A 25,308-nucleotide genomic window follows, 5' to 3' on the forward strand; every position below is an offset into this window, starting at 1 on the left:
CAGGACGAATCCGATCTGACAAGGATCTTGCTCATGGATGAGCTGCTTGCCGCCTGGTGGCGTCTGCACCAGGTACGTGGGGTGGGGCAAACCACCCTTTATCATTTGCGCGATGCCCTTGGCGGCATGGCCCCACTGGCCCAATTGTCGGCTGACCAACTGGTTTCCCATGGATTGTCTGCCGCAGCAGTACAGGCCTGGCAACAGCAACCTCTGACCAAAGACTTCGAGCAGCTACAGCAATGGCCGCAAACGGCTGGCCAGCAATTGTTGTTGTGGCAGCAGGGAGACTATCCCGAAGCTTTGGCGAGCCTGGCGGACGCACCGCTGTGGTTATTCGCGAAGGGCAATACGGCTTGTCTCGACCAGCCAATGGTGGCGATTGTTGGCAGTCGTAACCCGACTCCTTACGGCCGTGACTGGGCCCGCCAGTGTGCCTATCAGCTGGCGCGCGCGGGTATTTGTGTGGTCAGTGGTATGGCGCTGGGTATTGATGCTGCGGCACATGAAGGCGCGCTCGAAGCCGGTGGCAGTACCATCGCGGTACTGGGTTGTGGTGCTGATGTGGTTTATCCCAAGCGCCACAAACAGATGTATGAGCAGATTCAGCAGCACGGGCTGATTCTCTCTGAACTGCCGCCCGGCACTTTGCCACTACCGTCGTTTTTCCCCGGTCGTAATCGTATTGTCAGTGGCCTGGTGCAGGCTGTGGTAGTCGTTGAAGCAGCACTCAAAAGTGGCTCACTGATCACCGCCCGGCTGGCGGCCGAACAGGGTCGTGACGTGATGGCCGTGCCTGGTGCGGTCAACAATCCATTGGCACAAGGCTGTCACCAGTTGATTCGGGACGGCGCCTTGTTGGTGCGCCATGCGGCCGATGTGATTGAGGAACTGGGGCTGTTGCAGTTGCAGCAGACACCAGCTTCCACCTCGACAGCACCACAAGCCACCCCGGATCTGGTTAGCCAGCTGGATTACGGCTCGGTTACCAGCCTGGATGTACTGGCGATTCGTACGGCTCGGCCGGTGTCGGAATTAATGGTCAACTTGCTGGAACTGGAGCTGGACGGTTGGCTGCGGCAGGAGCCGGGTGGCTATCGACGACTCAAGTAGACGACTGAGGTAGTTGAACCGTGGAATATCCACGCCATCTTCATCGCCAATCGATGCTGCCGGCAGAGCAGGGCTGACTTCTGGCGGTTTGGGCGATAAAGTACAGCATTCTCGTTTAACTCCATTTGGGAACTCCTTCCGTGTCCAGTTACATCAGTTCGTGGCATATCCAGCAAGCTCGTCAGGCGCTTTTACAGGGAGGCGTTATTGCCTATCCGACCGAGGCGGTCTGGGGTTTGGGCTGCCTGCCCTATGATGAAATGGCGCTGGAGCAGGTACTGACGCTAAAACAGCGGCCGTGGCAAAAAGGTCTGGTGGTGGTGGCGGCTTCGCTGTCCCAGCTGGGTGACTGGTTGCTGCCACTGGAAGCCGAAGACGAACGTCAGGTACAGGACAGCTGGCCTGGCCCGGTTTCCTGGGTATTGCCGTGCAGAAGCAGTGTCAGCCCCTTGCTGCGAGGCGAGCACACCAGCCTGGCGGTGCGGATTCCGGATCATCCGCTGGTGCGTGAGCTGTGTTTGCAGGTTGGCCCGATTGTTTCGACGTCAGCCAACCCGGCCGGTGCCGAACCCGCCCGCACCCCGCTGCGGGTGCGACAGTACTTTGGCGAACAGCTGGACTACATTCTGCCAGGCCAGTTGGGTGGCCGTTCCCAGCCTTCTGAAATTCGTACACTGGACGGCGCTCGCTTGCGTTAATCCCAGTGCTCACCACAGGACCCCACTATGACTGCATCCAATCAGGGTTGTGATGTTGCTGCCGTCAAGGCGTTTCTGCTCGACCTGCAAGATCGTATCTGTGCGGCTATTGAAGCCGAAGATGGCCAGGCCGTGTTTGTCGAAGAGAGCTGGGAGCGTGACCAGTCTGAAGGCCAGCTGCAGCTATTGGGCGGTGGTCGTACCCGGGTGATTGCCGACGGCGCCGTAATTGAAAAGGGCGGCGTCAACTTTTCCCATGTCCGGGGCGAACAGTTACCGGCGTCAGCAACGGCCAGTCGGCCAGAACTGGCGGGGCGCAGTTTTCAGGCACTGGGCGTGTCGCTGGTGATTCACCCGCAGAACCCCTATGTGCCGACCTCCCATGCCAACGTACGGCTGTTTGTGGCGGAAAAGGAAGGCGAAGAGCCGGTCTGGTGGTTTGGAGGTGGTTTTGACCTGACACCGTTCTACCCCTACGAAGCCGACGTGATCCATTGGCACCAGACTGCCAAAAACCTCTGCGAGCCTTTTGGCGACGGTGTGTTTGCCAAATACAAGCACTGGTGTGACGAATACTTCTACCTCAAGCACCGCGACGAATGCCGCGGTGTTGGCGGGCTGTTCTTTGACGATCTCAATCGTTGGGACGGTGAGCTGGACTTCGACAAGAGCTTTGCCTTTATGCAGGCGGTGGGCAACGGCTATATCGACGCCTATGTACCGATTCTGGCCCGTCGCAAGCACGAAACCTGGGGCGAACGGGAGCGCAAGTTCCAGTGTTATCGCCGCGGCCGTTATGTGGAATTCAACCTGGTGTTCGACCGTGGCACCATCTTTGGCTTGCAGACCGGCGGTCGCACAGAATCGATTCTGATGTCGATGCCGCCAGTGGTGCACTGGGACTACAACTGGCAGCCCGAGCCAGGTTCTCCGGAAGCACGCTTGTACACGGATTTTCTGCCGCATAAAGAGTGGGTCTGATGCTGACCAGCAGCGAGATCCGGCAAGGAGAAGAAGAAATGACTGACCGTTATGCTGTCGTCGGTAACCCCATTGGTCACAGTAAGTCGCCACAGATTCATACCAGCTTTGCCACTGAGACCGGTGAAGACATTCTCTACACCGCCTTGCTGTTTCCGCTTGATGGTTTTGAGCGTGAAGCGCGGATGTTTTTCAGCCATGGTGCTGGTCAGGGCATGAATGTGACCGTACCGTTCAAGGAACAGGCCTGGCAACTGGCTGACAGCCACACTGAACGGGCCAAACGGGCAGGGGCAGTGAACACCCTCAAAAAGCTTGAAGATGGTACGTTGCTGGGCGACAACACCGACGGTGCCGGGTTGGTGGCCGATCTCAAACGCCACAGTGTGGTGCTGCAAGGTCGCCGCATTCTGGTGCTGGGTGCCGGTGGTGCCGTGCGTGGCGTGTTGCAGCCCTTGATGGAGGAACAGCCAGCCGAGCTGGTGATCGCCAACCGCACCGTCAGCAAGGCCGAACAGCTGGCGGAGGATTTCAGTGATCTGGGCAATATCAGCGCCAGTACCTTTGCAGACCTGCAGGGTACATTTGATCTCATCATCAATGGCACCTCGGCCAGTCTCGGTGGTGAATTGCCACCGTTAAAAGACGAGCTGATCACTGCGGAAACCGTCACCTACGACATGATGTACGGCAACGACCTGACGGTTTTTAACCGTTGGGCGGCTGACCGTGGTGTCGCCCGTACCATTGATGGCCTCGGCATGCTGGTCGGCCAGGCGGCAGAATCCTTCTACCTCTGGCGCGGCAAGCGGCCGGATGTCAGCGGCGTGATTGCCATGTTGCGCAACGACCGCCGGCGCTGCTGATTACCGTCTGAATAAACAAAAAAACCGGCTTTGCAGCCGGTTTTTTTATGCGCCAGCAAGCTGGCGCCGCACGAATTATTTGAATTCGTACACTGTGGTGGTGCCGGATACTTCGTTACCCACAATCAGCAGCGCATTGCCGCTTGGGCTGTCTTCGGCGCTGACAAAGGTCAGTCCTTCTGGTGCCAGATCACCAGCCGCGCCAGCGGCCAGAATACCGTCTTCGATATCACCAATATCCACCGAGAAATCACGGTTCTGTTCATAGGACACGAACTGTGGTGCGTATGGGTTGGTGATGTTGAACACCATGATGCCACCCTGACGCTCGAGGCCAACAAACGCATAAGTCTTGCCGTTGACGGTACCAATCGCCAGACCTTCTGGTTCCGGGCCCTTGTTGTCAGACCGGTTGTCGATCTTGTTGTTGTCGTTGGAAACGTTGAAGTAGAACGGCGTGGTATCGGCGATGATCTGTTCGATCTGGTCGCCGGAATCGAATACCAGCTCACCGGCGGCATTCCAGATGGCGAATGAACGGCCGCCGTAGGCGTAGATTTCTTCGAATGCATCGTCGCCATCGGTATCGCCATCAACGGCAGACACTGTCAGACCACCCAAACCGGCATCGCTGTCTTGCAGGAAGGCGATCTGATCGCTGGTGAAGGCGGTGGTATCCAGCGTCAGGTCAGCAAGATCAGATTCTTCAGAGAAACCGTCGTAGTCACGGGCATCACCTTCGTTGGCGGATACCACATAGGTGTTGCCGTTGAAGGTATAGGTGGCAACAGAATCCGGCATGTACATGCCATAGATTGGCTGGGTCTCGATATCCGCAACCTTGTCTTCCTTGTTGGCGTCGAGGCCATTGCCTTGCTGGCTGTGGTCCTTGTAGCCCAGCGCGACGATGTCGGTAACGGTCGCAGCAGCGATGTCGACGATGGCGAAGGCATTGTTTTCCTGCAGCGACACCCAGGCCGTCGCGCTGTCTGCAGAAACTGCGATGTACTCCGGTTCCAGATCCATAGCGACAGTCGCGCCAGGGCCAAAGATACGCACGCCGTCGTCTTTCAGGTCGGCTTCGCTGGCGTTGAAGGCGGTAAAGTCAGCAATGCTGACAGAGGCTGCAGCTGCGCCGCCGGAAACATCGATCACGGCGATCGAACCTTCAGGGTCGTTGGTGTAATCGTCGCTGGGTTCACCTTCGTTGGCGACCAGCACGGTGTTGCCATCCGGGGTGAAGGTGATCATGTCTGGCAGTGCACCGACTTCGTAGGAAGCGATAAAGGCCAGGGTGTCTGAGTCGTAGAAGTAGGCACGGCCGTTATCCTGCTTGGGGTCCGCTTCAACAGCGACAGCCAGAATACCGTTTTTGACTGCCACACTGTTGGCGCTGCCAACGGTGAAGTCAGCGACACCGGCGTCAGCGGCTGAAATTGTGCTCAGCAGGGTTGGTGAACTTGGGTCTGACAGGTCCAGTACATCCACTGTGGACGCGCCTGAGTTCACTACGAACAGCTTGTTAGTGCTGCTGTCGAAGGCAACAATTTCGGCACCACCGTCGGCAAAAATACCGGATTCATAACGACCCACCTGAGTCAGCTGGGCGCTGAAGCCAGCTGCGCCGGTCTCACCAGTCGCGCCTGTTTCGCCAGTCGTGCCTTGAGAGCCTGTGTCGCCGTCAACGCCATCGGTACCGTCTTTGCCATCTTTACCATCAGCGCCACAGGCCGCCAGCAGAGAAGCCATCGCAACCGCAAGTGCGGTTTTTTTCATCATTTCGAGGGTCATGATTCATCCTTTATCAGGTATTGGAATTTTTTCTGATAAGTGAGCTTATGACCGTTCTGTGACTTGGGTTTGACTCATTGATGACGGCTGGATGACGATTGGTCGATGTTGCAAAAGAGCTGTGCGGGCCTGTTGCCCGCACGAAAAAGGCTAGTCACGGCTGCTGGCGATCAGGCTGGCCGGGTCAAAATTGCTGACGCCGTCTGCCAGACTGCCGGGCAGGGCGCTGTTGAAAATATGCGGTTTGATCTTGCCAACCACATGCATTTCGCAGGGTTTGCAGTCGAACTTTAGCGTCAGCACTTCATCGCCATGAACCAGCTGCATGTCGCTGACCTTGGTGATTACTCCGGTAACGCCCTTGGCCTGTTTTGGGCACAGGTTAAACGAGAAGCGCAGACAGTGTTTGGTGATCATCACCGGCACATCGCCGGTTTCTTCATGGGCCTCAAAGGCAGCTTCGATCAGCTGTACCCCAAAACGCCTGTAGAAGCTGCGAGCCCGGTGGTTGTAGACGTTGTCGAGGAACGACAGCTGGCTGTCCGGGTAAACCGGTGCTGGCTCACTGATGGCTTTGCGGCGGCCGCGCGGATGGGCTTGCAGGCGAGCCTCTGACAGCTGTTCGATTATGTCGCGGCGTAACGCCTTCAGCTGTGAAGCGGGAATAAAGCGGGCGTCACCGGTTATCTCAACCTGGCTGGCGTGATAGATGGTGTTGCCGAGTTTGGCGAAGCTGTCGTGCAGCTGCTGGTGGGCCTTGTCGGTATTGTTGGCGGCTTCAAACGGGCCAGCCAGCTCAGCAGAGACTTTGATGCCTTCTTCACTAACGGCCGTTGCAGATAGCTTGTCGGCCTGGCTGTTGAGCTTCCAGCTCACCCGCACCTTGCGTTCGGCGGAGGTTTTGGTCAGCGCCTGTTGCCAGTTATGGTCGAGATTCCGATTGAGGGGCAGCGGCAGGCGTATCTTGTTGAGCGCGGGCGGCAGCAGCTCTTCCGGCATTTCATTCACTTCGAGCCGATACTGCCAGTAATGCACACCATCGTCCTCACCGGACGGAAAATCACACAACAGCTGCACCGTATTGGCTCGGAAGCCGACGATTTCACGTTTCACCAGCACGTTCAGGCCGTCACCGTTGGTCAGTTCCGTGGTGGTTTGGACGGTGATTTCTGATTTGGCTGGTTTGCCATTTTTGCCTTCCTTGTCCTTATTACCTTTCTTGCCCTTTTTGTTTTCCTTGCCGAGGCCGATCAGTTCTCCTACTGGCAGGCCGATAAACTTGGGAGAATCAAAAGCACCGATGTCGATTTTGCGGTCGGAAACAAAATAATCGGTGCTGCCACGGTGAAATGTCTTGTCTGGATTGGGGACAAAGAAGTGCCCGGTAATGCCACTGGACGCCCGTTTGAGGTCAGTCCGTTCGGTGAGAATCTGGTCCAGCAGCTGACGATAATGCGCGGTGATGTTTTTGACGTAGCTGAGGTCTTTATAACGGCCTTCGATCTTGAATGAACGCACGCCCGCGTCGACCAACGCGCCCAGATTGTCGCTCTGGTTATTGTCCTTCATCGACAGCAGGTGCTTGTCGTAGGCGACCACCTGGCCCTGGCTGTCTTTCAGGGTGTAGGGCAGTCGACAGGCCTGCGAACAGTCGCCGCGGTTGGCGCTGCGGCCGGTCTGGGCGTGGGAAATATTGCATTGGCCAGAGAAAGCGACACACAGAGCGCCATGAATAAAAAATTCCACCGCCGCATCAACGCTGTCGCTGATTTCCCGGATCTGCTGCAGGTTCAGCTCACGCGCCAGCACCAGCTGCGAGAAACCGGCCTGTGACAGAAACTGCGCCTTATCCAGCCGACGAATATCACACTGGGTACTGGCGTGAATCTCAATCGGCGGAATATCCAGCTCCATGATGCCCATGTCCTGAATAATCAGTGCGTCGACGCCAATCTCATACAGCTGGTGAATCAGTGCTCGTGCCGGTTCCAGCTCATTGTCATGCAGAATGGTGTTGAGTGTGACAAAAACTCTGGCGTGAAACCGATGGGCGAATTCGACCAGACCGGCAATATCCGCCACTGAATTGGCCGCATTATGGCGGGCACCAAAGCCGGGGCCGCCGATATAAACGGCGTCGGCACCATGCAGGATAGCTTCTTTGGCGATGCTGGCATCGCGGGCAGGGCTGAGTAGTTCGAGCTGGTTTTTCTGGAGCATGAGATCACCGGCAGTCGTCATCGCGACTGCGCTGTTATGTGCAGGAGTTAATCAGGTTGGCGGCAAGTTTAGCCGGTATTGGAGTCAAACCCTACCCGAACGCAGCACTGGCAGGGGCTGACATTGCCGATCATCGCGCGATGAAGGTTCTGCCAACCCCGAGGAAGAGAGAGCCGGTGAGGTGAACTCGAGTGATTGCTTACCAGGCTATGGGAATACGGCCAGAGCTATCGGACATTTCAGCCGAGCTTATTGCCACCGCAGGCACATTGCTAACCGGGTAGGCCAGGGTATTGGTCAAGGTTGGCGAGGTGTCGGTATTCAGGCTGTTCAAAGCGTAGGTGCTGTTGTTTTCCAACGTGTTGGTCGCGTTGCAATAGATGTTCTGGAACACGGAGTCGATGACACCGTTGTTGTCGTCAGCGACCGTGCTTTCAACTGTATCGTCTTCAATGAATACACAGTTTTCCATGTCTCCCAGTAAGACGGAATTAAAGAATCTGCCCTCAGAACCCATTTTCAGGTGAATTCCATCTCCAAGAGCCCCGGATCCATAGGTGGCTGTGTCCAGATCCACGATCGCCGTGATATTCGCAATGGTCGGGTTGGATTCCTGGTAAGCAGATTCAGCTGCGTCACCTTGGGTGTCCAGTTCGAAGACGTGATTGCTGGAGCGATCCTGGTTCTGGTACTTGATAACCAGAGCGTACTGGATGTTACCAACGTAACCTTCATCCCAGTCGATATCGTCGTCCTGGTTACCGGTCAGTACCAGGTGTTTGGCATCAACAGCGCCACCGAAGAATTCAACGCCGTCATCCTTGTTACCGTGGATTTGTACGTAGTCGATAGTCGTGCCGTAACCAACAGCCATGAAACCGATACCGTTCAGCTCATCACCGTTGGACACTTCCTGGCCTGCTTCGGTGATGATTACGTATTTCAGCGAGCCAGAACTGTCTGCGTTATTGATACCACCGAAATAACCAGAGTCCCCTTCACCGATACGGTTGCACAGGCTGCTGTCGTCATAGTAAGAACCGCAGGTATTGTTGTATCCGTAACCCTGAAGGATCAGGCCACCCCATTCCTGATCGCCACCGAAGTTGTCTGGCGTTGCGATACCAGACATCACAATAGGATGATCGGCAGTCCCTACTGCCTCAATTCGGGAACCACGGGTAATCACCAGGGAAGACGCTGCCTGATTCATAAAAACTGTGCCTTCGGCAATCGTCAAAACAGTGGTGTCGAACGCTGTGAAGGTCGATTGAAGCGCGTTACCAGTACCGACCAGAACCTGATCCTCCAGTGACCAGATAACTTGATTGGAAAGGGTGGTGTCATTGGTAAAGCGGCCAGCAATAACACACACAGGGAAGCTTTGTTCATCGAGGCTGACTGTGCCGGATTGTGTCACGGTCACTTGAGGATTGTTGGCTATTAATGGGCAGCTTTCTGTTGCCTGAATTCCAGACATATCAGGGCTGAAGCTCACATGTGCAGTGAAGGTACCTGCGGCGGTACTGAGCAAGTCAATGTCCGCAGCAGTTGTCGGGTATGACCCTTCCATCGCAAATGAGTACCAGCTGTCTGTGTCATCGGGATTCACTGCGCCGACATACATCGTTTGGTCAAACACAAAGTCCGGGTTAGCGCCGTAGTTGTAATAATACGAGTCATAACAATCGTAATACGTTCTGGATATTTCATCTTCCTCCAACACACCACTGCTATCGGTATCGAGTCCCTCCTCAATTTTCATCCCCCCTACGGGGCAATTGTCACCGGCAAGTTCCATGGATTCGATGGTTAGCGTGTCTTCGGTGATGTTGTCGTTATCTGATGCCTTGTTATCGGCACCACAAGCGGTCAGGGCCAGAAGAGCAACAAAAAGGGGGAGAAAAACGCGTTTCATTCATCGTTCCTTCGATGTGGTTTACAGGGCGTTCTTGATGTGGAGCGTTATTAAGTATTCTCCGAATTTGTGAACGTTTTCTTACCGTTTGATGCTGGTGATTGAGTATCGAAGAGGTGGGGACTGATGCTCGCTCTGATGGCATTTATTGCGCTTGTATGAGGCGCAGGAGAACAACAAGCAGGTGATCAGGTAAGGGACGTAGGGCTGGAAATACGTTCAGCTGGGGTGGGACGATCGCTGGGAATGCAGGCGTCCCGGCTTGAGGAGGCAAAAACAAAAACGGCACCCGCAGGTGCCGTTGTCACAAAACGATGTCCGCAGCCGCTATCAGCCAGGGAATTCGCCGTTGTGGTAGATTTCCTGCACGTCTTCCAGATCGTTGATCAGACCGGCAAAACGCTCGAACTGGTCAACATCGTCGGCTGCAATCGGGTGTGGCATCTGTGGCAGGTAGGTGATTTCTTCCATCTCGAATTCAATACCTTCACGCCACTCGGTCAGCGCAGTTTTGGTTTTGAAGAATTCGGTTGGTGGTACCAGTACCGTCACCATGCCGTCTTCACATTCGATGTCAGACACATCAACGTCGGCTTCCAGCAGGATCTCCATCGCTTCTTCTTCGCTTTCGTCAGCGAAAACGAACATGGCGCGATGGTCGAACATGTGGGAAACAGAGCCCTGGGAACCCAGTTTGGCCTTGCACTTGGAGAACACACCACGGATTTCACCGAAGGTACGGTTCGGGTTGTCGGTCAGGGCACTGATCAGCACCATGGCGCCGCCCGGTGCAATGCCTTCGTACAGCGCTGGCTGGTAGTCTTCACCGCCGGTGCCCTTGGCCTTGTCGAGGGCCTTGTCGATCACGTGCGTTGGCACCTGGTCTTTCTTGGCGCGGTCGATCAGCGAACGCAGTGCCAGGTTACCGGACGGATCAATACCACCGGCTTTGGCGGTTACATAGATTTCACGGCCGTACTTGGAGTAGACCTTGGTTTTTGCCGCGGCCGTTTTGGCCATGGATTCTTTACGGTTTTGAAACGCTCTGCCCATGGGAATTTGTCTTTTTGATGCGGGTTAAAAAAATAAACGGTCGGGATTGTACATCCCGACCGTTTATTCTGCACAACTTAACTCAGATTTCGGCTGATTTGCCGCATTGGCTTGCGCAACCGGCGCTTACTGAGCCGGTGTCTCTGGCTCTTGTACGGCCGCTGGCTGCTGCATAACCGGTTGCTGCATTTGCTGCTGGACCGGCTGCTGCATCATTTGTTGTTGCTGCACCGGTTGTTGCATCTGCTGTTGTTGAGCCGGCTGCTGCATCATCTGCTGTGGAGCAACGTATTGCGGTTGCTGCTGTTGGTAAACCGGCTGTTGTTGCGGGTAATACACCGGCTGCTGGGCTGGCTGTGAGCCGCTCATCATCGGCGCAATGATCATTGGCGCGGCAGAAGATTCTTTCGGTGCAATGCCCAGCGCCTTGGCGTCATAGGCTTCGTTGCCAGCGGCCGGAGCCAGCAGCACTTTCATCTTTTTCGGGTAGTTCTGGTCACGCCAGCTGACGCCCTTGTATTCCAGATTGATCAGCTTGGAAGCAAAACCACGGCGCTCGATTTTCAGCTGTGGCTTGGCTTTCGGGTTCATGTCGTCGAGTTCAATTTCACATGGCGTATCACAAAGGTATTCAAAGCCCATGGTGATGGTGGCGCCTTGCGGGTCGGTATCGAAAAATACGGTTTCGCTGTGCTTGAGCGGGTCCATGTCGGCCTTGACGCTGTAGGTATTCGGGCCGTCGATGGCGAAGGTTTTGGTCATGTCCTGATAACCGTCGGCCTTGAAGGTCAGGCTGATGGCGTCAGACTTGTTGAAGACCAGACGGTAGTCGAGCGGCGTGGTACCGAGCTTTTCGGCACCCAGATAAACGTCGGCAGTCGGGGTGGCATCAAGCGTGGCATCCGCGACCTTGACCAGCACGGCTTCGAAGGCTTCCTTCTTGGCACCGTCGTTTTTGATGGTGGCAGTGAACGGCAGGTAATAGTCCTTGCTGACCAGCAGTTCCAGGGAGTCGGACTTCTTGAATTCCACTTCGTAGTTATTCACCGGCGTCGCGCCGACGCTTTTACCTGCGATGGTGACGTCAGCACCTTCCGGTGCGGACTTGACCATTACCATCTTGGTGGAGGCTCCACAGCCTGCCAGCAACCCAGTCAGGGTCAGTACGGCAGCAGGGAGCAGAAACACGCGTGTTGTCATCCTAAATTCCTCTCTCATGGCCGAGCCATTGGCTCGCAAATCATGAATAGCATTATAGTCTTGTCAGCAACAGCCTTGTGCTGATCGATGAAGTAATAGTGAAACTATACCTCAGCAGCCTGCTATTGAAACCCGAACTGGTGGTTTTTCAGGCAGCTTTTTGCTGCCATTGCGCGCTTGATTGGCGAAAAACTCAGTCGCCGCCGTGGCCGGGCTTGCTGGCCAGATACTGGCTGCGGAAGCGCTCAAAATACTGCTGCAGCTGTACTGCAGAATGGTGATCGCCCAGCTTCTGCAGAATCAGACTGCTGACTTCGGCGGTACCGAGCTGGTGGTCGTGAAAGGCTTCCCGCAGTTGATACTGCGAGCTGTTTTGCGGGCTGATGCCGAGCACCGGTAAATGCGCCAGCCAGGGGCTGCGGAACATCTTGCGGGCTTCACGCCAGGTGCCGTCCAGCAGCACTATCAAGGGCTTGGCGTTAGTCGATCTGGCTTGCTGCAGCCAGTGGCCGAGGCGCTCGTCGGTGAGCTGGCGCGATTCCTCAACATACTCAAACGGGAACACCAGCAAGGGTTGATAGGCCGGGTTGGCCAATAGCGCCAGCAACTCAGGGTCTGGCTCGGTTCGTTGCCATAAAAACGCATGGTTATCGGCCAGTACGTCTGCCACCAGACGGCCGCTGTTGCTGGGCTTGTAGACCTCTCCCTTGTAATACAACAGGCACACCGCCACCTCGCCGCCTGCCGTTGGGCGGGCAGCACAGACACAATAGGCTTCACTTAACAGGCAGGCCTGACAACGCACCATACGGTTACCACGGGCCAAAAACGGCCGGTTGGATGCGGCCAGCTCGGCGCGACGCAGACGGCTGACGGAGTTTTCGTGGGTGGTCATGAAGCGTGTGTATTCCTGATCGGCAAAAGCGGCCGGATTATCGCTGTGATCGGGTCGTTCGCCAACTGGTGAGGGCCTGTTGTTCGTTGCCTGTATTTTCGTATTGCGATCTCAATAGCCATTGCCTCTGGGATCCGTCGTCCTCTCATCATTGTGATGTTCTGTAGCGGCCAATAAATGGTCCTGTTCCACTTGTGTTTGGCCAATATCGAACTTAACTGAATCAAGGGCAGGTTGAACAAGTGCCCAGACTGACCTTATTTCAGGTGGTTTATTTATGGCATTGGCACGGTACACGGATAACGTTCCCGCTTTGCTGGATCAGTTGGGCATCAGCCTGATTGTTACTTCGAACACAGCCGGTCGGGTTTTCACTCTGGCGGCTCAGGATGGTCAGCTGTCGCAAGGTGCGATACGCGTGAAGAAGCCGATGGGGATCGCCCTGAATGGTGATTTTCTGGCAATCAGCCATCACGAGGGTGTATCTCTCTACAAACATGACCAGCGTCTGGCAGAGCTCTATCCGAAGGCCCGCTTCGACAAGCTGTTTCATCCCACCGTCGATTTTTTCAGTTATGGCCTGAATCATCATGACCTGGCCTTTACCCGTCAGGGGTTGGTGTCGGTCAACACGAGCTATTCGTGTCTTGCCCGGGTCGATACCTATGGCGAGTTCAGTTATTCCAGCGTTTGGCAGCCGCCGTTTGTCAGCAAGGAAGCATCGGGTGATTGCTGCCATCTGAACGGTATGGCGGTGGATGACGAAGGAAATATCCGTTATGCGACTGCCTTCAGTACAACGGATGTCGACGCCAGCTGGCGTGATCAGGTGATGGAGACCGGGGTGGTGATGGACGTGCGCAGCAATCGTGTTGTGCTGGACGGTCTGACCATGCCGCACTCACCTCGCTGGTATCAGCAGAAACTGTATTTTTTCTCTTCCGCCACCGAAGAACTGTTTGAGTTTGACCCTGAAAAGCATTCGTTGCAGCGCTTACAGCGCTTCGATGGTTTTGTGCGCGGGCTGGATTTCTGTGGCCGCTATGCCTTCATCGGCGTGTCACGTCTGCGTAAAAGCCGCTCGTTCGGTTTCCTTCCCATTACTGAAAAAGTGATTCGCCCCGGGGTGCTGGTGTTCGATCTGCAGGCTCGCAGCATCGTTGGCGAAATCGTCTTTCCAAACGGCGTTGATGAAATTTTCGACGTCAAGGTGGTCGCCAATGCCCGCCGTGTGGCGATTCACGATCCGAAAGCGCCCGGGGCCATGCAAGGCGTTATTTCCAATTCCATCGTCAGCTGGCTCGGTGAGTGAGCCGGTTTATTCTTTGTGTCGGATGATTCCATGAAAAGTAAAAATACTGCACAGCCGTTTGAAGATACAGGCCTGCTGACCCGATACCTGGTTGACGACCGTTTTGTTCGTTACCGTGCTACCCGTCGGGCGACGGTTAAATATCTGCGTTTGCTGGAGAAGCACGGCGACGTGCCGGAAGCCTTGCAGCGTAAGGCGATTCGGGATCTGAAGAAATCTTTCTCCCGCTATCCCTGGTTTGGCCGGGTTGCCAGCAGCCTGACGTTTGCCACCTTTTTGATGTTTGTGCAGGGCCAGAACGCCTGGGCGTCGGCACAAATGGAAGATGCGACGGCGCAAAAGCTGGATCGCCAGATTGCTGGCTATGCCCAGGCCATCGCGGTCGATAGCGCAAAAAGACCTGAGGTTAATTGGCTTGAGCCGCTGAGTTTGCCTGCCCGCAGTCATGATCCGCTGGCTATTGGTAATGCGGATATGCCGAAGAAACAGCTGTTGCATCTGGTTTCAGCCAGGGCGGATTCAGGGGATGGTCTCGCTGCTGACGACTTTTTTGTCGCCGACAGTCACATCCTTACCGTGATCGACCAGTCAGTACCGGACTGGGAAGACATTTATTACGCCATTACAACCGGTGAAATCCTGCTGCTGGACCCACAACAGGATCCGGTGGAACAGATTCTGGGTGCTGTCAGCAAGATGCCCGGGGTTGAGTTAATCAACATTGTGTCGCACGGTCGGGATGGTGAGATAACGCTGTCGAACCAGCGTATCGACAGCCATGCGCTGGCGTTACAGCAGGATCTCTGGCAGGCCATTGGCCAGCAAATGGACACAGATGGCCAAATTCAGGTATTCGGCTGTGAAGTAGCCAGGACGGATGCCGGTAAAAACTTCATTAATGCGTTGGCAACCTCGACCGGTGCCGAGGTTGCGGGCTCCGTTGACCTTACCGGTGATGCTGGCCAAAGCGGTGACTGGACGCTGGAGTACTTGTCCGGCGGTCGTCAAATGGAAGCCGGTGAATCAGACACTGCCGCCCTGCAGCTGAGCGCCTTTAATACCGAAAAAATCCTCCGTTACAGCAATGTATTGGTAGATACCACCTATAACTTCAACAGCTTCACCGGTTGTAATGGCTCGGATTGGAGTGCTCCCTATTCCGCCAGTTGTACGACAACCATTTCTGACCTGACGGCCCGAGGCTTTGGTTCATCATTGCTCGTCGGGGTTTATAACTCCAACCTGAATACCTATATCGACTCAGATGGCTCTGCGGGTACTGCGGATAAGGTTCTGGCTCTCGGAGGTGGCGGCGTTGGCAGTGCGGGTAGCCCGCGTTATGTCGAATTCACCAAGAACGACAGCAGCAACTTTGCGGTTACGTCGGTTGATATTGGAATCTGGACCTATCATACGGGTACAGGGGCCGCGCCATACGCTGACAATTACAGCCTATGACAGTGGGAACGCGCAGGTTGGTAGCATCACCGTTAGCCCGGTTTATCGGGATGACTATTATTTGCTGGATTTCAGCAGCCCGACGGCGGGCTATGTTCGTAACAATGGCTTTTATACTTCCGCGCCAACGATTACCACCAGTGGGTCCTTTACCAGTGCCGCCAAGGTACGTTTCAAAATCAATGCGAACACCTTTTATCTCGACGATCTGGTGCTCTCTACTGCCGCGGCGGCCAACAACGCCCCAACCAATATCAGTTTGGGCAACTCATCAATCGACGATACATCGACCGCTGCAGCGGCCACGGTTGGTACCTTGTCAACGACCGATGCCGATAGTGGCGACAGCCACAGCTACAGCCTGGTAACCAATGGCGCGTCTGGCTCGGGCAGTTGTGGCAGTACCGGTGACGATAATAACGCCAGCTTCCAGATCAGTGGCAGTACCTTGCAGACGGCCTCGTCACTGAGTGCCGGTAGCTACAATGTCTGTATCCAGACCAGCGACGGCACCGATACCTTCCAGAAAACCTTTGCGATTACGGTTAATGACACGACGGATAGTGATGGCAACCTGACCGCTTCCGCAGCCGTGGTCGAACCGGTCGGCCTCGACACCACAGTCGATACCTCTGGCGAAGCAGTGGATGTATTCGACTTCACTCTTGCTGATGGCGGTGGTGGCGACAGTCTGGCGATGGATATCAGCCAGATTGTGCTGAATGTGACGGGCACAGCCTCTGACACGGTGCGTAATCAGATCACCTGGCGGCTGAACGGTCCGGACGCCAGTAATGTGACCGGTACTTATAACAGCAGCACGGATACCATTACCTTCTCCGGCCTGAGTGTGTCGGTCGCTGACGGCGCGTCAGAAACCTACACGGTTAATGCCTATTACAACGACACCAGTAATCTCACCGAAGACCAGACCATTATTCTCAGTATCGACGGTGATACTGATGTGACGACTTCCAGCAGTGGCACAGCGATGGGGGCGACATCGGCAGTCACCAACGGCAGCGGCACCACCATTGACGTGGTGGCGACCCAGCTGGCCTTTACCACCCAGCCCGCCGGTTCCACTTCAGGCTCGACACTGACCACCCAACCGGTCGTGACAGCGCAGGATGCCTTTGGCAATACCGACGTTGATTTCAGCGAAGTGGTCAGCGTCACTGAGGCCAGCGCCGGAACCTTGTCTGGCACCACATCGGCCAGTGCCAGCACTGGCGTCGCGACCTTTACCGATCTGGTTTACAGTGCCACTGCGGATCAGCAATCCTTTACTCTGACCGCCAATGATCAGGATGCTGTCGGCAGCGACCTGAATAGTGTCGATTCCAATTCCGTCACCTCCGACGTCGTCGCGACCAAACTGTCGTTCAGCACTCAACCAGCACCACTTTCCGTAAGCAGCGGTGTTGCTACGGCGTTGACTACTGTGCCTGTTGTGCAGGCATTGGATGCCAATGACATTGTCGATACCGGTTACAGCACCGACATCACCCTCGCTGAGGTCAATGGCGCCGGTTCGGCGACCATAACAGGCACAGGTGATACCGATGGCAGCAGCTCGACAGTGAGCCTGACGCCCAGCGCCGGTGTGGCGACTTTTACCGGCCTGACCATCACCTACACCACTTCGGGTTCCGGTAGCGAAACCTTCAACCTGCAAGCCAGCTCTGGCGCTCTGACCACCGCTAACAGCAGCCAGCTGACGGCGACCAATACTCCAACCGTGACCGATGGCAACATCAGTATTTCCGGTGCCAGCGGCACGGGAGGTACTTATAAAATTGGCGATACCGTGACCGCCGTGTGGGATAACTCTGGCAGCGGCGACAACAATTCCGGCGTGACAGACGTCAGCGTTGATTTCAGCCAGTTTGGCGGTGGCAGCTCGGTAGCTGCCAGTGAAAGTTCCGGCAGCTGGACTGCAACCTACACCATCGTCAGTGGTGCGATTGATACCAGCAATCGTAATGTTTCCGTGACCGCCACCAACAGCAATGGTCCAACCACCACAGCGGATACCACCAATGCCACCGTGGATAACATCGCACCGACCGTCACCGATGCCAACCTGAGTATTTCGGGGGCTTCCGGCACCGGCGGTGCCTATAAAACGGGCGATACGGTTACCGTCAGCTGGGATAACACCGCCAGTGGCGACAACAACAGCGATACCATCAGTGCTGCAACGGTCAACTTCTCCGCCTTTGGTGGCGGTAGTGCCGTGGCCGCCAGCAACAGTTCCGGCAGCTGGACTGCAACCTACACCATCGTTGCCGGTGCCATCGACAGCAGCAACCTGAATGTATCGCTGACGGCTACCGACAACGCTGGTAACAGTACGACAACAGCCGATGGCAGCAATGCCACGGTGGACAACATTGCGCCAACGCTCACCGATACCAATCTGAGTATCTCCGGTGCCAGCGGCACTGGCGGCGTGTTTATCGCGGGTGACACAGTCACTGCCAGCTGGAGCAACACCGCCGGCGGTGACAATAACAGCGATACCATTGCCAGCCTGAGCGTGAATTTCTCGGCCTTTGGTGGCGGTAGCGCAGTTGCCGCCAGCAACAGCTCTGACAGCTGGACGGCGACCTACACACTGACCGCCGGTTCCGCCAACGGCAGCAACCTGAATATTGCAGCGACTGCTACGGATAACGCCGGTAACAGCACCACCACGGCCGATACCAGCAACGCCAGCGCCGATACCAATGCGCCGTCCGGCCATAGCGTCAGCTTTGATGACAGCTCAATCAATGCTGCTGAAAGCAGCTCCGCCAGCTTTACCTTTGCCGGTGGCGAGGTGGGTGCTTCCTACAGCTACACCATCAGTTCGTCTGGCGGCGGTACCAATGTGACCGGCTCAGGCACGTTGGCGACGGCGACCGATCAGGTTGCCAGTCTGGATTTGTCTGGCCTGGGCGATGGCACACTGACCCTGTCTGTCACCCTGACCGATAGTGCAGGCAACGCAGCGACCGCCGTGACGGACACCAGTACGCTGGATGCCGCAGCGCCGTCCGGCCACAGCGTCAGCTTTGATGACAGCGCGATTAACGCCAGCGAAGCCAGTAACAGTAGCTTCACCTTTGCGGCTGGCGAAGTGGGTGCTTCCTACAGCTACACCATCAGTTCCAGTGGCGGTGGCACGAACGTCACCGGCTCCGGCACGCTCAGCACCGCGACCGACCAGATTACCAGTCTGGATCTGTCGGGCCTCAGCGACGGCACCCTGACCCTGTCTGTTACTGTGACCGACACGGCAGGCAACTCAGCCACGGCGGTGACAGACACCAGCACGCTGGATACCGCAGCGCCAAGTGGCCATAGCGTCAGCTTCGATGATTCTGTGTTGAATGCTTCCGAAGCCGGTGCTGCCAGCTTCACCTTCGCGGGTGGCGAAGTCGGTGCTTCGTTCAGCTACAGCATCTCGTCTTCTGGCGGCGGTACCGCAGTCACCGGTTCCGGCACGCTGGCCAGTGCGACCGATCAGATTACCGGACTGGATCTGTCTGGCCTGGCGGATGGCACACTGACGCTGACGGTCAGCGTGACCGACACGGCTGGCAACTCAGCCACGGCAGTGACGGACACCAGCACGCTGGATGCCACAGCGCCAAGCGGCCACAGCGTCAGCTTCGACGACAGTCTGATTAACAGCAGCGAAGCCAGCTTAGCCAGCTTCACCTTTGCGGCTGGCGAAGTGGGGGCTGCCTACAGCTATACCATCAGCTCCAGCGGTGGCGGCACCAATGTCACTGGCTCTGGCACGCTGGCAACGGCGGCCGATCAGATTACCGGTCTGGATCTCTCTGGTCTGGGTGATGGCACTTTGACATTGTCGGTGATTCTGACCGATACCGCAGGCAATGCGGCAACCGGTGTGACGGACACCAGTACGCTGGATGCCAGCGCGCCGTCCGGTTTCAGTGTGACCCTGAGTGATTCGGTTTATAACGCCTCCGAAATCAGCAGTGTGTATTTCACCTTTGCCAACGGCGAGGTGGGCGCTGACTACGAATACAGTTACACCCTCAATGGCATCACGCTGAGTGGTTTGACCGGCTCGCTGGCCACAGCAACCGACCAAAGTGTTACTACCGACCTGTCTGCCTACGGCGATGGCACGCTGACCTTGCAGGTCACCATGACCGATAGCGCTGGCAACCTGTCTGTGGTGGCTTCGGACACTGCGACGGTGGATACCACTGCACCGGCCGCTTATGGCATCAGCTTTGACGACAGCCTGATCAACGCCAGCGAAGCTACCAGTGTCAGCATCAGCATGGCCGGTGCCGAAGTCGGTGCCAGCTACAGCTATGGCATTACCTCCAGCATGGGCGGTACGCCATTGTCTGGTTCCGGTACCGTGACATCAGCCAGCCAGCAAATCACTGGTCTAGATGTGTCTGCGCTGATGGACGGCACGCTTGAAGTGGCGTTGCAACTGACCGATAGCGCGGGTAACTCCGGTAGCTCGGTAACCGGCACCAGTACGCTGGATATGACTGCACCATTTGGTCATTTCGTCAGCTTCGACAGTCCATTAATCGGCTCGGCCGACAACACTGCTGCGAGCTTCAGTTTTGCTGGTGGCGAAGTGGGTGCTTCCTATAGCTACAGCATCAGTTCTTCCGCTGGTGGCACGCCAGTGACTGGCTCAGGCACTCTGACCAGCGCGACCGATCAGGTAACTGGTATTGACTTGTCCGGGCTCGAAGACGGCACTCTGACGCTGACCGTGGTGGTCACGGACAGCGCCGATAACGATGCTTTGGAAGTGGGCGATTTCACCCTGCTGGATACCACGCCGCCTAGCCTGGCATCGTCTGTGCCGGCGGATAACGCCACTGATGTGGCTTACAACAGCACGCTGGTGCTGACCCTGAGTGAGGCGGTTGCGCCAGTGAGTGGCAGCTTCCATCTTTACGATGCCGACGGCGATACCCTGGTGGAATCTCTGGCTGTTGGTTCAGGCCAGGTCAGCTTTAACAGCGCAGGCACGGTCATTACCATCACGCCAAGCAGTGACTTTACGCCGACCCACAGCTATTACCTGTTGGCCGACAGCGGCATTGTGGCGGATATTGCAGCGACTTCATGGGCAGGTATCAGCGACAAGACCGAGCTGAACTTTACGGTCGGTAATAACGCACCGGTCGGCACTGCCGACAGCAGCACCACCAACGAAGACAACGCGGTTGCTATCGACGTATTGGCTAACGACAGCGATGTGGATTCGACTCTCAACGCCGCCAGCGTTACCGTCACCAATGCGCCATCTCATGGCTCAACCAGTGTGAACACTGCCAACGGTGTGATCACCTATACGCCAGCGGCGGACTATAACGGCACCGATACCTTCGCTTACGCAGTCGACGATATTTATTCCGGTAACTCCGGTGATATCACCGTCACTGTTACTGTGAACCCGGTGAACGACGCACCAGTCGCCGTAGCCGATACCGCCTCCACGGCGGAAGACACCGAAGTCTCAATCGACGTTGCAGACAACGACACGGACGTGGATAGCGGCGACAGTGTCGATACCGCGACTCTGACGATTGTTAGTCAGCCAACGCACGGTACTGCCTCGGTGGTGAGTGGGGAAATCCTCTACAACCCGGACGCCGACTTCAACGGCTCCGACAGCCTGACCTACCAGATTGATGACCAGAACGGCGCGACCTCCAACGTTGCCACCCTGATCATTAACATCAGTGGGGTTAACGATGCACCGGTCGCAGCTAACGACAGTTCAACTACCGACGAAGACACTGACGTAGTGATCGACGTATTGGCAAACGACAGTGATATTGACGGCATTCTGGATGTTAGCCAGGTTACGATCATTGCTGATCCGACTCACGGCACTGTGGCTGTGGACACCACCAGCGGCGAAATCACCTACAGCCCAACTGCCGACTACAATGGCAGTGACAGCTTCACCTATGTGGTGAAAGACAACGAAGACGCCACGTCTAACATTGCTACTGTCAGCCTGACTATCACCTCGGTGAACGACGCACCGGTGGCCAACGATGACAGCGTGACGCTGATGGAAGACGCGACCCTCAACATCAACGCACTGGGTAACGATACCGACGTTGACGGCAGCCTCGACATCACAACCGTGGAAATCACCACCGAACCGACCGAAGGCAGCGCCACCGTCAACAGCGACGGCAGCATTGCCTACACGCCAGCGGCGGACTTCAACGGCAGCGACAGCCTCAGCTATCGGGTGATGGATGATCTGGGCGAGTGGTCCAACACGGCAACCGTCACCTTGACCATTACAGCGGTCAACGATGCACCGCTGGCCAACGACGATAGTGCCACGACCGATGAAGACACCGCAGTCACCATCGACGTTGCTGCCAACGACAGTGACATCGACGGCAGCCTGGATCTGACCAGCGTGTTGCTGATCAGTAATGTGTTGCACGGCAACCTGATCGACAACGGCGACGGCACCTTGAGCTATACGCCAGATCAGGACTTTTACGGTAGTGACACCTTTGTTTATCAGATCAGTGATAACGAAGCAGCAGCATCTGAGTCTGCCACGGTGACCATCACGGTGAATCCGGTTAACGACGCACCAGTAATCTCGGGCACGCCAGCCAGCAGCGTATTGGAAGGCGCGACCTTCAGCTTTACGCCAACGGTTACGGATGTCGACAGCAATACCACGACGCTGGTGTTCAGCCTCAGCGGTCAGCCAGACTGGATGACCATCGACTCGGCGACGGGTGCTGTGACTGGCACACCACCAGTGGGTTCTGAAGGGGATTACAGCAACATCAGCATCCTGGTGAACGACGGTGGCGATACATTCACAGTCGCGACGTTCAGTCTGAGTGTGATTGGCGACTTCGATACCGACGGTATTGCCAACTCCGAAGACCCGGATATCGACAACGACGGCATGACCAACGACTACGAAGAGCAATATGGCTTCGATCCGTACGACGACAGCGATGCGTTGGAAGACGCCGACGGCGATACCATCAGTAATGCTGACGAAGAAGCGGACGGCACCGATCCAACCGATGCCGATGACTACTTCGACGAAACTGCGCCAGTGGTGACTGCTCCGGCTGACGTTACGATCGACGCCAATGCACTGTTCACCCGTGTCAGCCTCAGCACCCTGCTGGGCGATATCGGCGACATCAGTGAACTGACCAGCGATAACGTTGATGGTAGCGGTTGCTGCAATACCGTGGTGGACGACATGACCAATGGCGTCTTGTTGATGAGTCCTGGCCGCCATGTGGTGACCTATACCGCCACCGACCGTAAGGGCAACGTCGGCACGGCCGAACAAGTGCTGCGGATTCGTCCACTGGTGTCGTTCAGTCGGGATATCCAGACAGTTGAAGGAGCCACCGCGACCTTTAAGATCCTGCTCAATGGTCCGGCGCCGGATTATCCACTGGAAGTGCCCTTTGTGATCGCCAGCAGCAGTACCGCTGATAGCGCTGATTACAGCATGGCTGCCAGCAGTGTGACCTTCACCGCGGGTGAAACCAGCGTCAGTATGGATGTCAGTCTGACTGATGATGGCATTGCCGAAGGCACTGAAATCCTGGTGCTGCAACTTGATGACGATACCAGTAACAGTGAAGATCTGGCGGGTGGTTACGACCCGGATAACATAGATATCCACGATATCAATGCCGGTGCGACCAGTCAGTTGACCATCTCAATCAGTGAGGAAAACCTGCCACCGGTGGCGAGCATGACCCTGAAACAGGCTGGCAGCAATACCGTGCAGGTCACTCGTAGTGGTGGTCTGCTAACGGCCAGTGTCAGTGCTACGGATCCGAATCCGGGCGATACCCTGAGTTATGACTGGAGCAATTCAACCAGCACCCTGGCAGATACCGATGGCAGTCTGACCAACAGCAGTATGGTGATCAATCCGAGCTCACTCAGTTCCGGTCGCTATAAGGTCGAAGTGAAAGTGACCGACAGTCAGGGAGCGTCGGATGTTGAGCGCATCTACTTCCTGGTGGTGGATGAATTGCCAGATTTGCAAAGCGGCACTGACAGCGATGGCGATGGCGTCGACGATGCCGACGAAGGTACCGGCGATGACGACAATGATGGTATCCCGGATTATCTGGACAACATCAGCGCCACCAACCTGCTGCCAGAACAGGCTCGAACCACCGACTCCTTCCTGGTGGAATGTGATCCGGGCGTACGTTGTCGCCTGGGCCAGTTTGCCATGCAAGGCAGTGGCGGCGGTGCTCGCTTGAACGAAGACGAGCTTGATCCTCAGGGAGCGGGTAACGACAGCAGCTTCCAGCCAGTCGGCGGTATCTTCGACTTCGAGCTGAACGACCTGCCGACCTTCGGCCAAAGCGTCAAGGTGGTACTGCCGCAGATCGCTGCGATCCCGGCCGATGCCATCTATCGTAAATATCAGAACGGCAGCTGGAGATCGTTTGTGACTGACAGCAATAATGAAGTGCACTCGGCTGCCGGTGAGCTGGGCTACTGCCCACCTCCAGGAGACGACAGCTGGGAAGCAGGACTGATCGAAGGTTATTACTGTGTGCAGCTGACCATCGAAGACGGTGGTCCGAACGATGCTGATGGCGAAGTGAACGGTTCGGTCGAAGACCCGGGTGCGGTATCGGTGCTGCGGGCGGACCAGTCGCAAGTGGTGGATGTAACCACGTCGGCGCAAAACAGCGGTGGAGCACTGGGGTGGTTGTCGCTGATCGGCCTTGCCGGACTAGCGGGAGCGGCGCGTAAAGCGCGCCGTTCCCGGCTGGGAGTAGCTTCCCGGTCAGGACGCCTGCACAGCCTGGCCTTGGTTGGTGCCGGAGTGGCAGCAGCAAGTGCACTGTCGCTGACGGCTCCGCAGACCCATGCCTCGGACTTTGCCGATAAAAGTTACCTTTTCCTCGGCAGTGGTCAGGCCCAGAGCAGTCTCAGTCGCAGCGAGTTCGAAGGCCAGTTGCAAGCGGCCGGGCAGAACGTGGAAGTCACCCGCTACGACAGTACCCGTGGCGTCATCAACTTCGGTATCGGTTACGAATATCGTCCCGGTTACGCGCTTGAATTGAGTTATCTGGATATGGGGGATGCTGACACCGCCCTGCAAGGTACTGTGGTGCCGAATGAGTTGAAACCGCAACTGCGGCGAGACCACCCGGTCGGCGGCGCTGGCTGGATGCTCAATCAGGTGCTCCTCAATCCGCTTACCGACCAGCTCAGCCTCACCGCCACAGCGGGTATTTATTACTGGCAGGGGCAAGTGGAAACCAGCCGGGCTGATCTGGATGTCAGCCTCAAGGGCGGTTATGCCCCACTGCTGGGGCTGGGGCTGAAATACCAGCTGACGGAACGTTACCAGCTCGGTGGTGGCCTCAAACGACTGATGTTTGATCGCCAGCAGCTGGATATCTGGTCACTACGGCTTGGTATTGGCTTCTAGTCTTTAAAACCAGGGTTGGAACGCAGGTATCTCGCCTGCGGCAAGCCTCTATGATGAGGCCAAAGCGCGGGCAGAGCGCCCGCGCTTTTACTACGAATCTCACCAGGGAATAGCACTTCTCTATCCTGCAAGCCCCCATCAGCAAGCACGTCAAACCCAGGCGTTCAAATTCTCTTTGTTATCATAGTGGCAAATAATAAGTGTCTGAATATTCGCCCTGAATAGAGCATTTGATGGACTTTATATTGCTGCTATTTGATTTCTAATGCCAGGTGTGACCTGAGTCTCATTTTATGTTGGCAAGTGTAAAATAGTGTTCTTTTTA

General features: G+C 56.2%; 13 protein-coding genes. 7 read left to right on the top strand and 6 right to left on the bottom strand.

Features of this window, described 5'->3' with window-relative positions; translation table 11 throughout:
• The first annotated feature begins 33 nt into the window (after positions 1 to 33).
• From dprA to aroE, 4 genes are all read left to right on the top strand, one after another.
• Entirely contained in the window at positions 34 to 1,113 is a 1,080-nt protein-coding gene (gene dprA, locus K6123_RS01280; RefSeq protein ID WP_221793336.1) for a DNA-processing protein DprA, read from the top strand.
• 140 nt (positions 1,114 to 1,253) lie between these two features.
• A complete protein-coding gene (gene tsaC, locus K6123_RS01285) occupies positions 1,254 to 1,811 on the top strand; it encodes an L-threonylcarbamoyladenylate synthase type 1 TsaC (protein WP_343223942.1) in 558 nt (185 codons plus the stop codon).
• A 27-nt stretch (positions 1,812 to 1,838) separates the two neighbouring features.
• On the top strand, positions 1,839 to 2,792 hold the full coding sequence (gene hemF / locus K6123_RS01290) for an oxygen-dependent coproporphyrinogen oxidase (protein WP_221793338.1): 954 nt from the start codon (positions 1,839 to 1,841) through the stop codon (positions 2,790 to 2,792).
• A gap of 38 nt (positions 2,793 to 2,830) precedes the next feature.
• The gene (gene aroE, locus K6123_RS01295) at positions 2,831 to 3,658 is read left to right on the top strand and encodes a shikimate dehydrogenase (protein WP_221794408.1); all 828 of its coding nucleotides are present in this window, start codon (positions 2,831 to 2,833) and stop codon (positions 3,656 to 3,658) included.
• Between the two features lie 75 nt (positions 3,659 to 3,733).
• On the opposite strand, the gene K6123_RS01300 is transcribed toward aroE, so the two are convergent.
• The 6 genes from K6123_RS01300 to K6123_RS01325 form a co-directional block, all read right to left on the bottom strand.
• Positions 3,734 to 5,449, bottom strand: a complete 1,716-nt coding sequence (locus K6123_RS01300; RefSeq protein WP_221793340.1) for a choice-of-anchor I family protein — start codon at positions 5,447 to 5,449, stop codon at positions 3,734 to 3,736.
• A 150-nt stretch (positions 5,450 to 5,599) separates the two neighbouring features.
• Positions 5,600 to 7,669, bottom strand: a complete 2,070-nt coding sequence (locus K6123_RS01305) for a peptidase U32 family protein (RefSeq protein ID WP_281423877.1) — start codon at positions 7,667 to 7,669, stop codon at positions 5,600 to 5,602.
• Between the two features lie 199 nt (positions 7,670 to 7,868).
• Positions 7,869 to 9,587 carry a DUF7151 family protein gene (locus K6123_RS01310; RefSeq protein ID WP_221793343.1) on the bottom strand — a complete coding sequence of 573 codons (1,719 nt, stop codon included), beginning with the start codon at positions 9,585 to 9,587 and terminating at the stop codon, positions 7,869 to 7,871.
• A gap of 330 nt (positions 9,588 to 9,917) precedes the next feature.
• Entirely contained in the window at positions 9,918 to 10,640 is a 723-nt protein-coding gene (locus K6123_RS01315; RefSeq protein ID WP_221793345.1) for a YebC/PmpR family DNA-binding transcriptional regulator, read from the bottom strand.
• Between the two features lie 126 nt (positions 10,641 to 10,766).
• Positions 10,767 to 11,840: a PEGA domain-containing protein gene (locus K6123_RS01320; RefSeq protein WP_221793347.1), complete on the bottom strand. Its 1,074-nt coding sequence runs from the start codon at positions 11,838 to 11,840 to the stop codon at positions 10,767 to 10,769.
• 193 nt (positions 11,841 to 12,033) lie between these two features.
• Complete coding sequence (locus K6123_RS01325) at positions 12,034 to 12,735, bottom strand: tRNA-uridine aminocarboxypropyltransferase (protein ID WP_221793349.1); 702 nt, start codon at positions 12,733 to 12,735, stop codon at positions 12,034 to 12,036.
• Between the two features lie 277 nt (positions 12,736 to 13,012).
• On the opposite strand from K6123_RS01325, the gene K6123_RS01330 reads away from it, so the two are divergent.
• From K6123_RS01330 to K6123_RS01340, 3 genes are all read left to right on the top strand, one after another.
• Positions 13,013 to 14,047: a TIGR03032 family protein gene (locus K6123_RS01330; protein ID WP_221793351.1), complete on the top strand. Its 1,035-nt coding sequence runs from the start codon at positions 13,013 to 13,015 to the stop codon at positions 14,045 to 14,047.
• Positions 14,048 to 14,077: 30 nt separating this feature from the next.
• The gene (locus K6123_RS01335) at positions 14,078 to 15,505 is read left to right on the top strand and encodes a DUF4347 domain-containing protein (RefSeq protein WP_221793353.1); all 1,428 of its coding nucleotides are present in this window, start codon (positions 14,078 to 14,080) and stop codon (positions 15,503 to 15,505) included.
• Between the two features lie 61 nt (positions 15,506 to 15,566).
• Positions 15,567 to 24,983 carry a tandem-95 repeat protein gene (locus K6123_RS01340; protein ID WP_221793380.1) on the top strand — a complete coding sequence of 3,139 codons (9,417 nt, stop codon included), beginning with the start codon at positions 15,567 to 15,569 and terminating at the stop codon, positions 24,981 to 24,983.
• The last annotated feature ends 325 nt before the right edge of the window (positions 24,984 to 25,308 follow it).

Origin of the sequence: Oceanobacter mangrovi, from assembly GCF_019740315.1 — a bacterium.
GTDB classification, from domain to species: Bacteria; Pseudomonadota; Gammaproteobacteria; order Pseudomonadales; family Oceanobacteraceae; genus Oceanobacter; species Oceanobacter mangrovi.

Excerpts from the sequence above, each read along its gene's own strand:
- aroE (WP_221794408.1), top strand. The coding sequence starts at position 2,831 with ATGACTGACCGTTATGCTGTCGTCGGTAACCCCATTGGTCACAGTAAG.
- K6123_RS01335 (WP_221793353.1), top strand. The coding sequence starts at position 14,078 with ATGAAAAGTAAAAATACTGCACAGCCGTTTGAAGATACAGGCCTGCTG.
- K6123_RS01315 (WP_221793345.1), bottom strand. The coding sequence starts at position 10,640 with ATGGGCAGAGCGTTTCAAAACCGTAAAGAATCCATGGCCAAAACGGCC.
- hemF (WP_221793338.1), top strand. The coding sequence starts at position 1,839 with ATGACTGCATCCAATCAGGGTTGTGATGTTGCTGCCGTCAAGGCGTTT.
- K6123_RS01300 (WP_221793340.1), bottom strand. The coding sequence starts at position 5,449 with ATGACCCTCGAAATGATGAAAAAAACCGCACTTGCGGTTGCGATGGCT.
- K6123_RS01325 (WP_221793349.1), bottom strand. The coding sequence starts at position 12,735 with ATGACCACCCACGAAAACTCCGTCAGCCGTCTGCGTCGCGCCGAGCTG.
- K6123_RS01305 (WP_281423877.1), bottom strand. The coding sequence starts at position 7,669 with ATGCTCCAGAAAAACCAGCTCGAACTACTCAGCCCTGCCCGCGATGCC.
- dprA (WP_221793336.1), top strand. The coding sequence starts at position 34 with ATGGATGAGCTGCTTGCCGCCTGGTGGCGTCTGCACCAGGTACGTGGG.
- K6123_RS01320 (WP_221793347.1), bottom strand. The coding sequence starts at position 11,840 with ATGACAACACGCGTGTTTCTGCTCCCTGCTGCCGTACTGACCCTGACT.
- K6123_RS01310 (WP_221793343.1), bottom strand. The coding sequence starts at position 9,587 with ATGAAACGCGTTTTTCTCCCCCTTTTTGTTGCTCTTCTGGCCCTGACC.
- K6123_RS01330 (WP_221793351.1), top strand. The coding sequence starts at position 13,013 with ATGGCATTGGCACGGTACACGGATAACGTTCCCGCTTTGCTGGATCAG.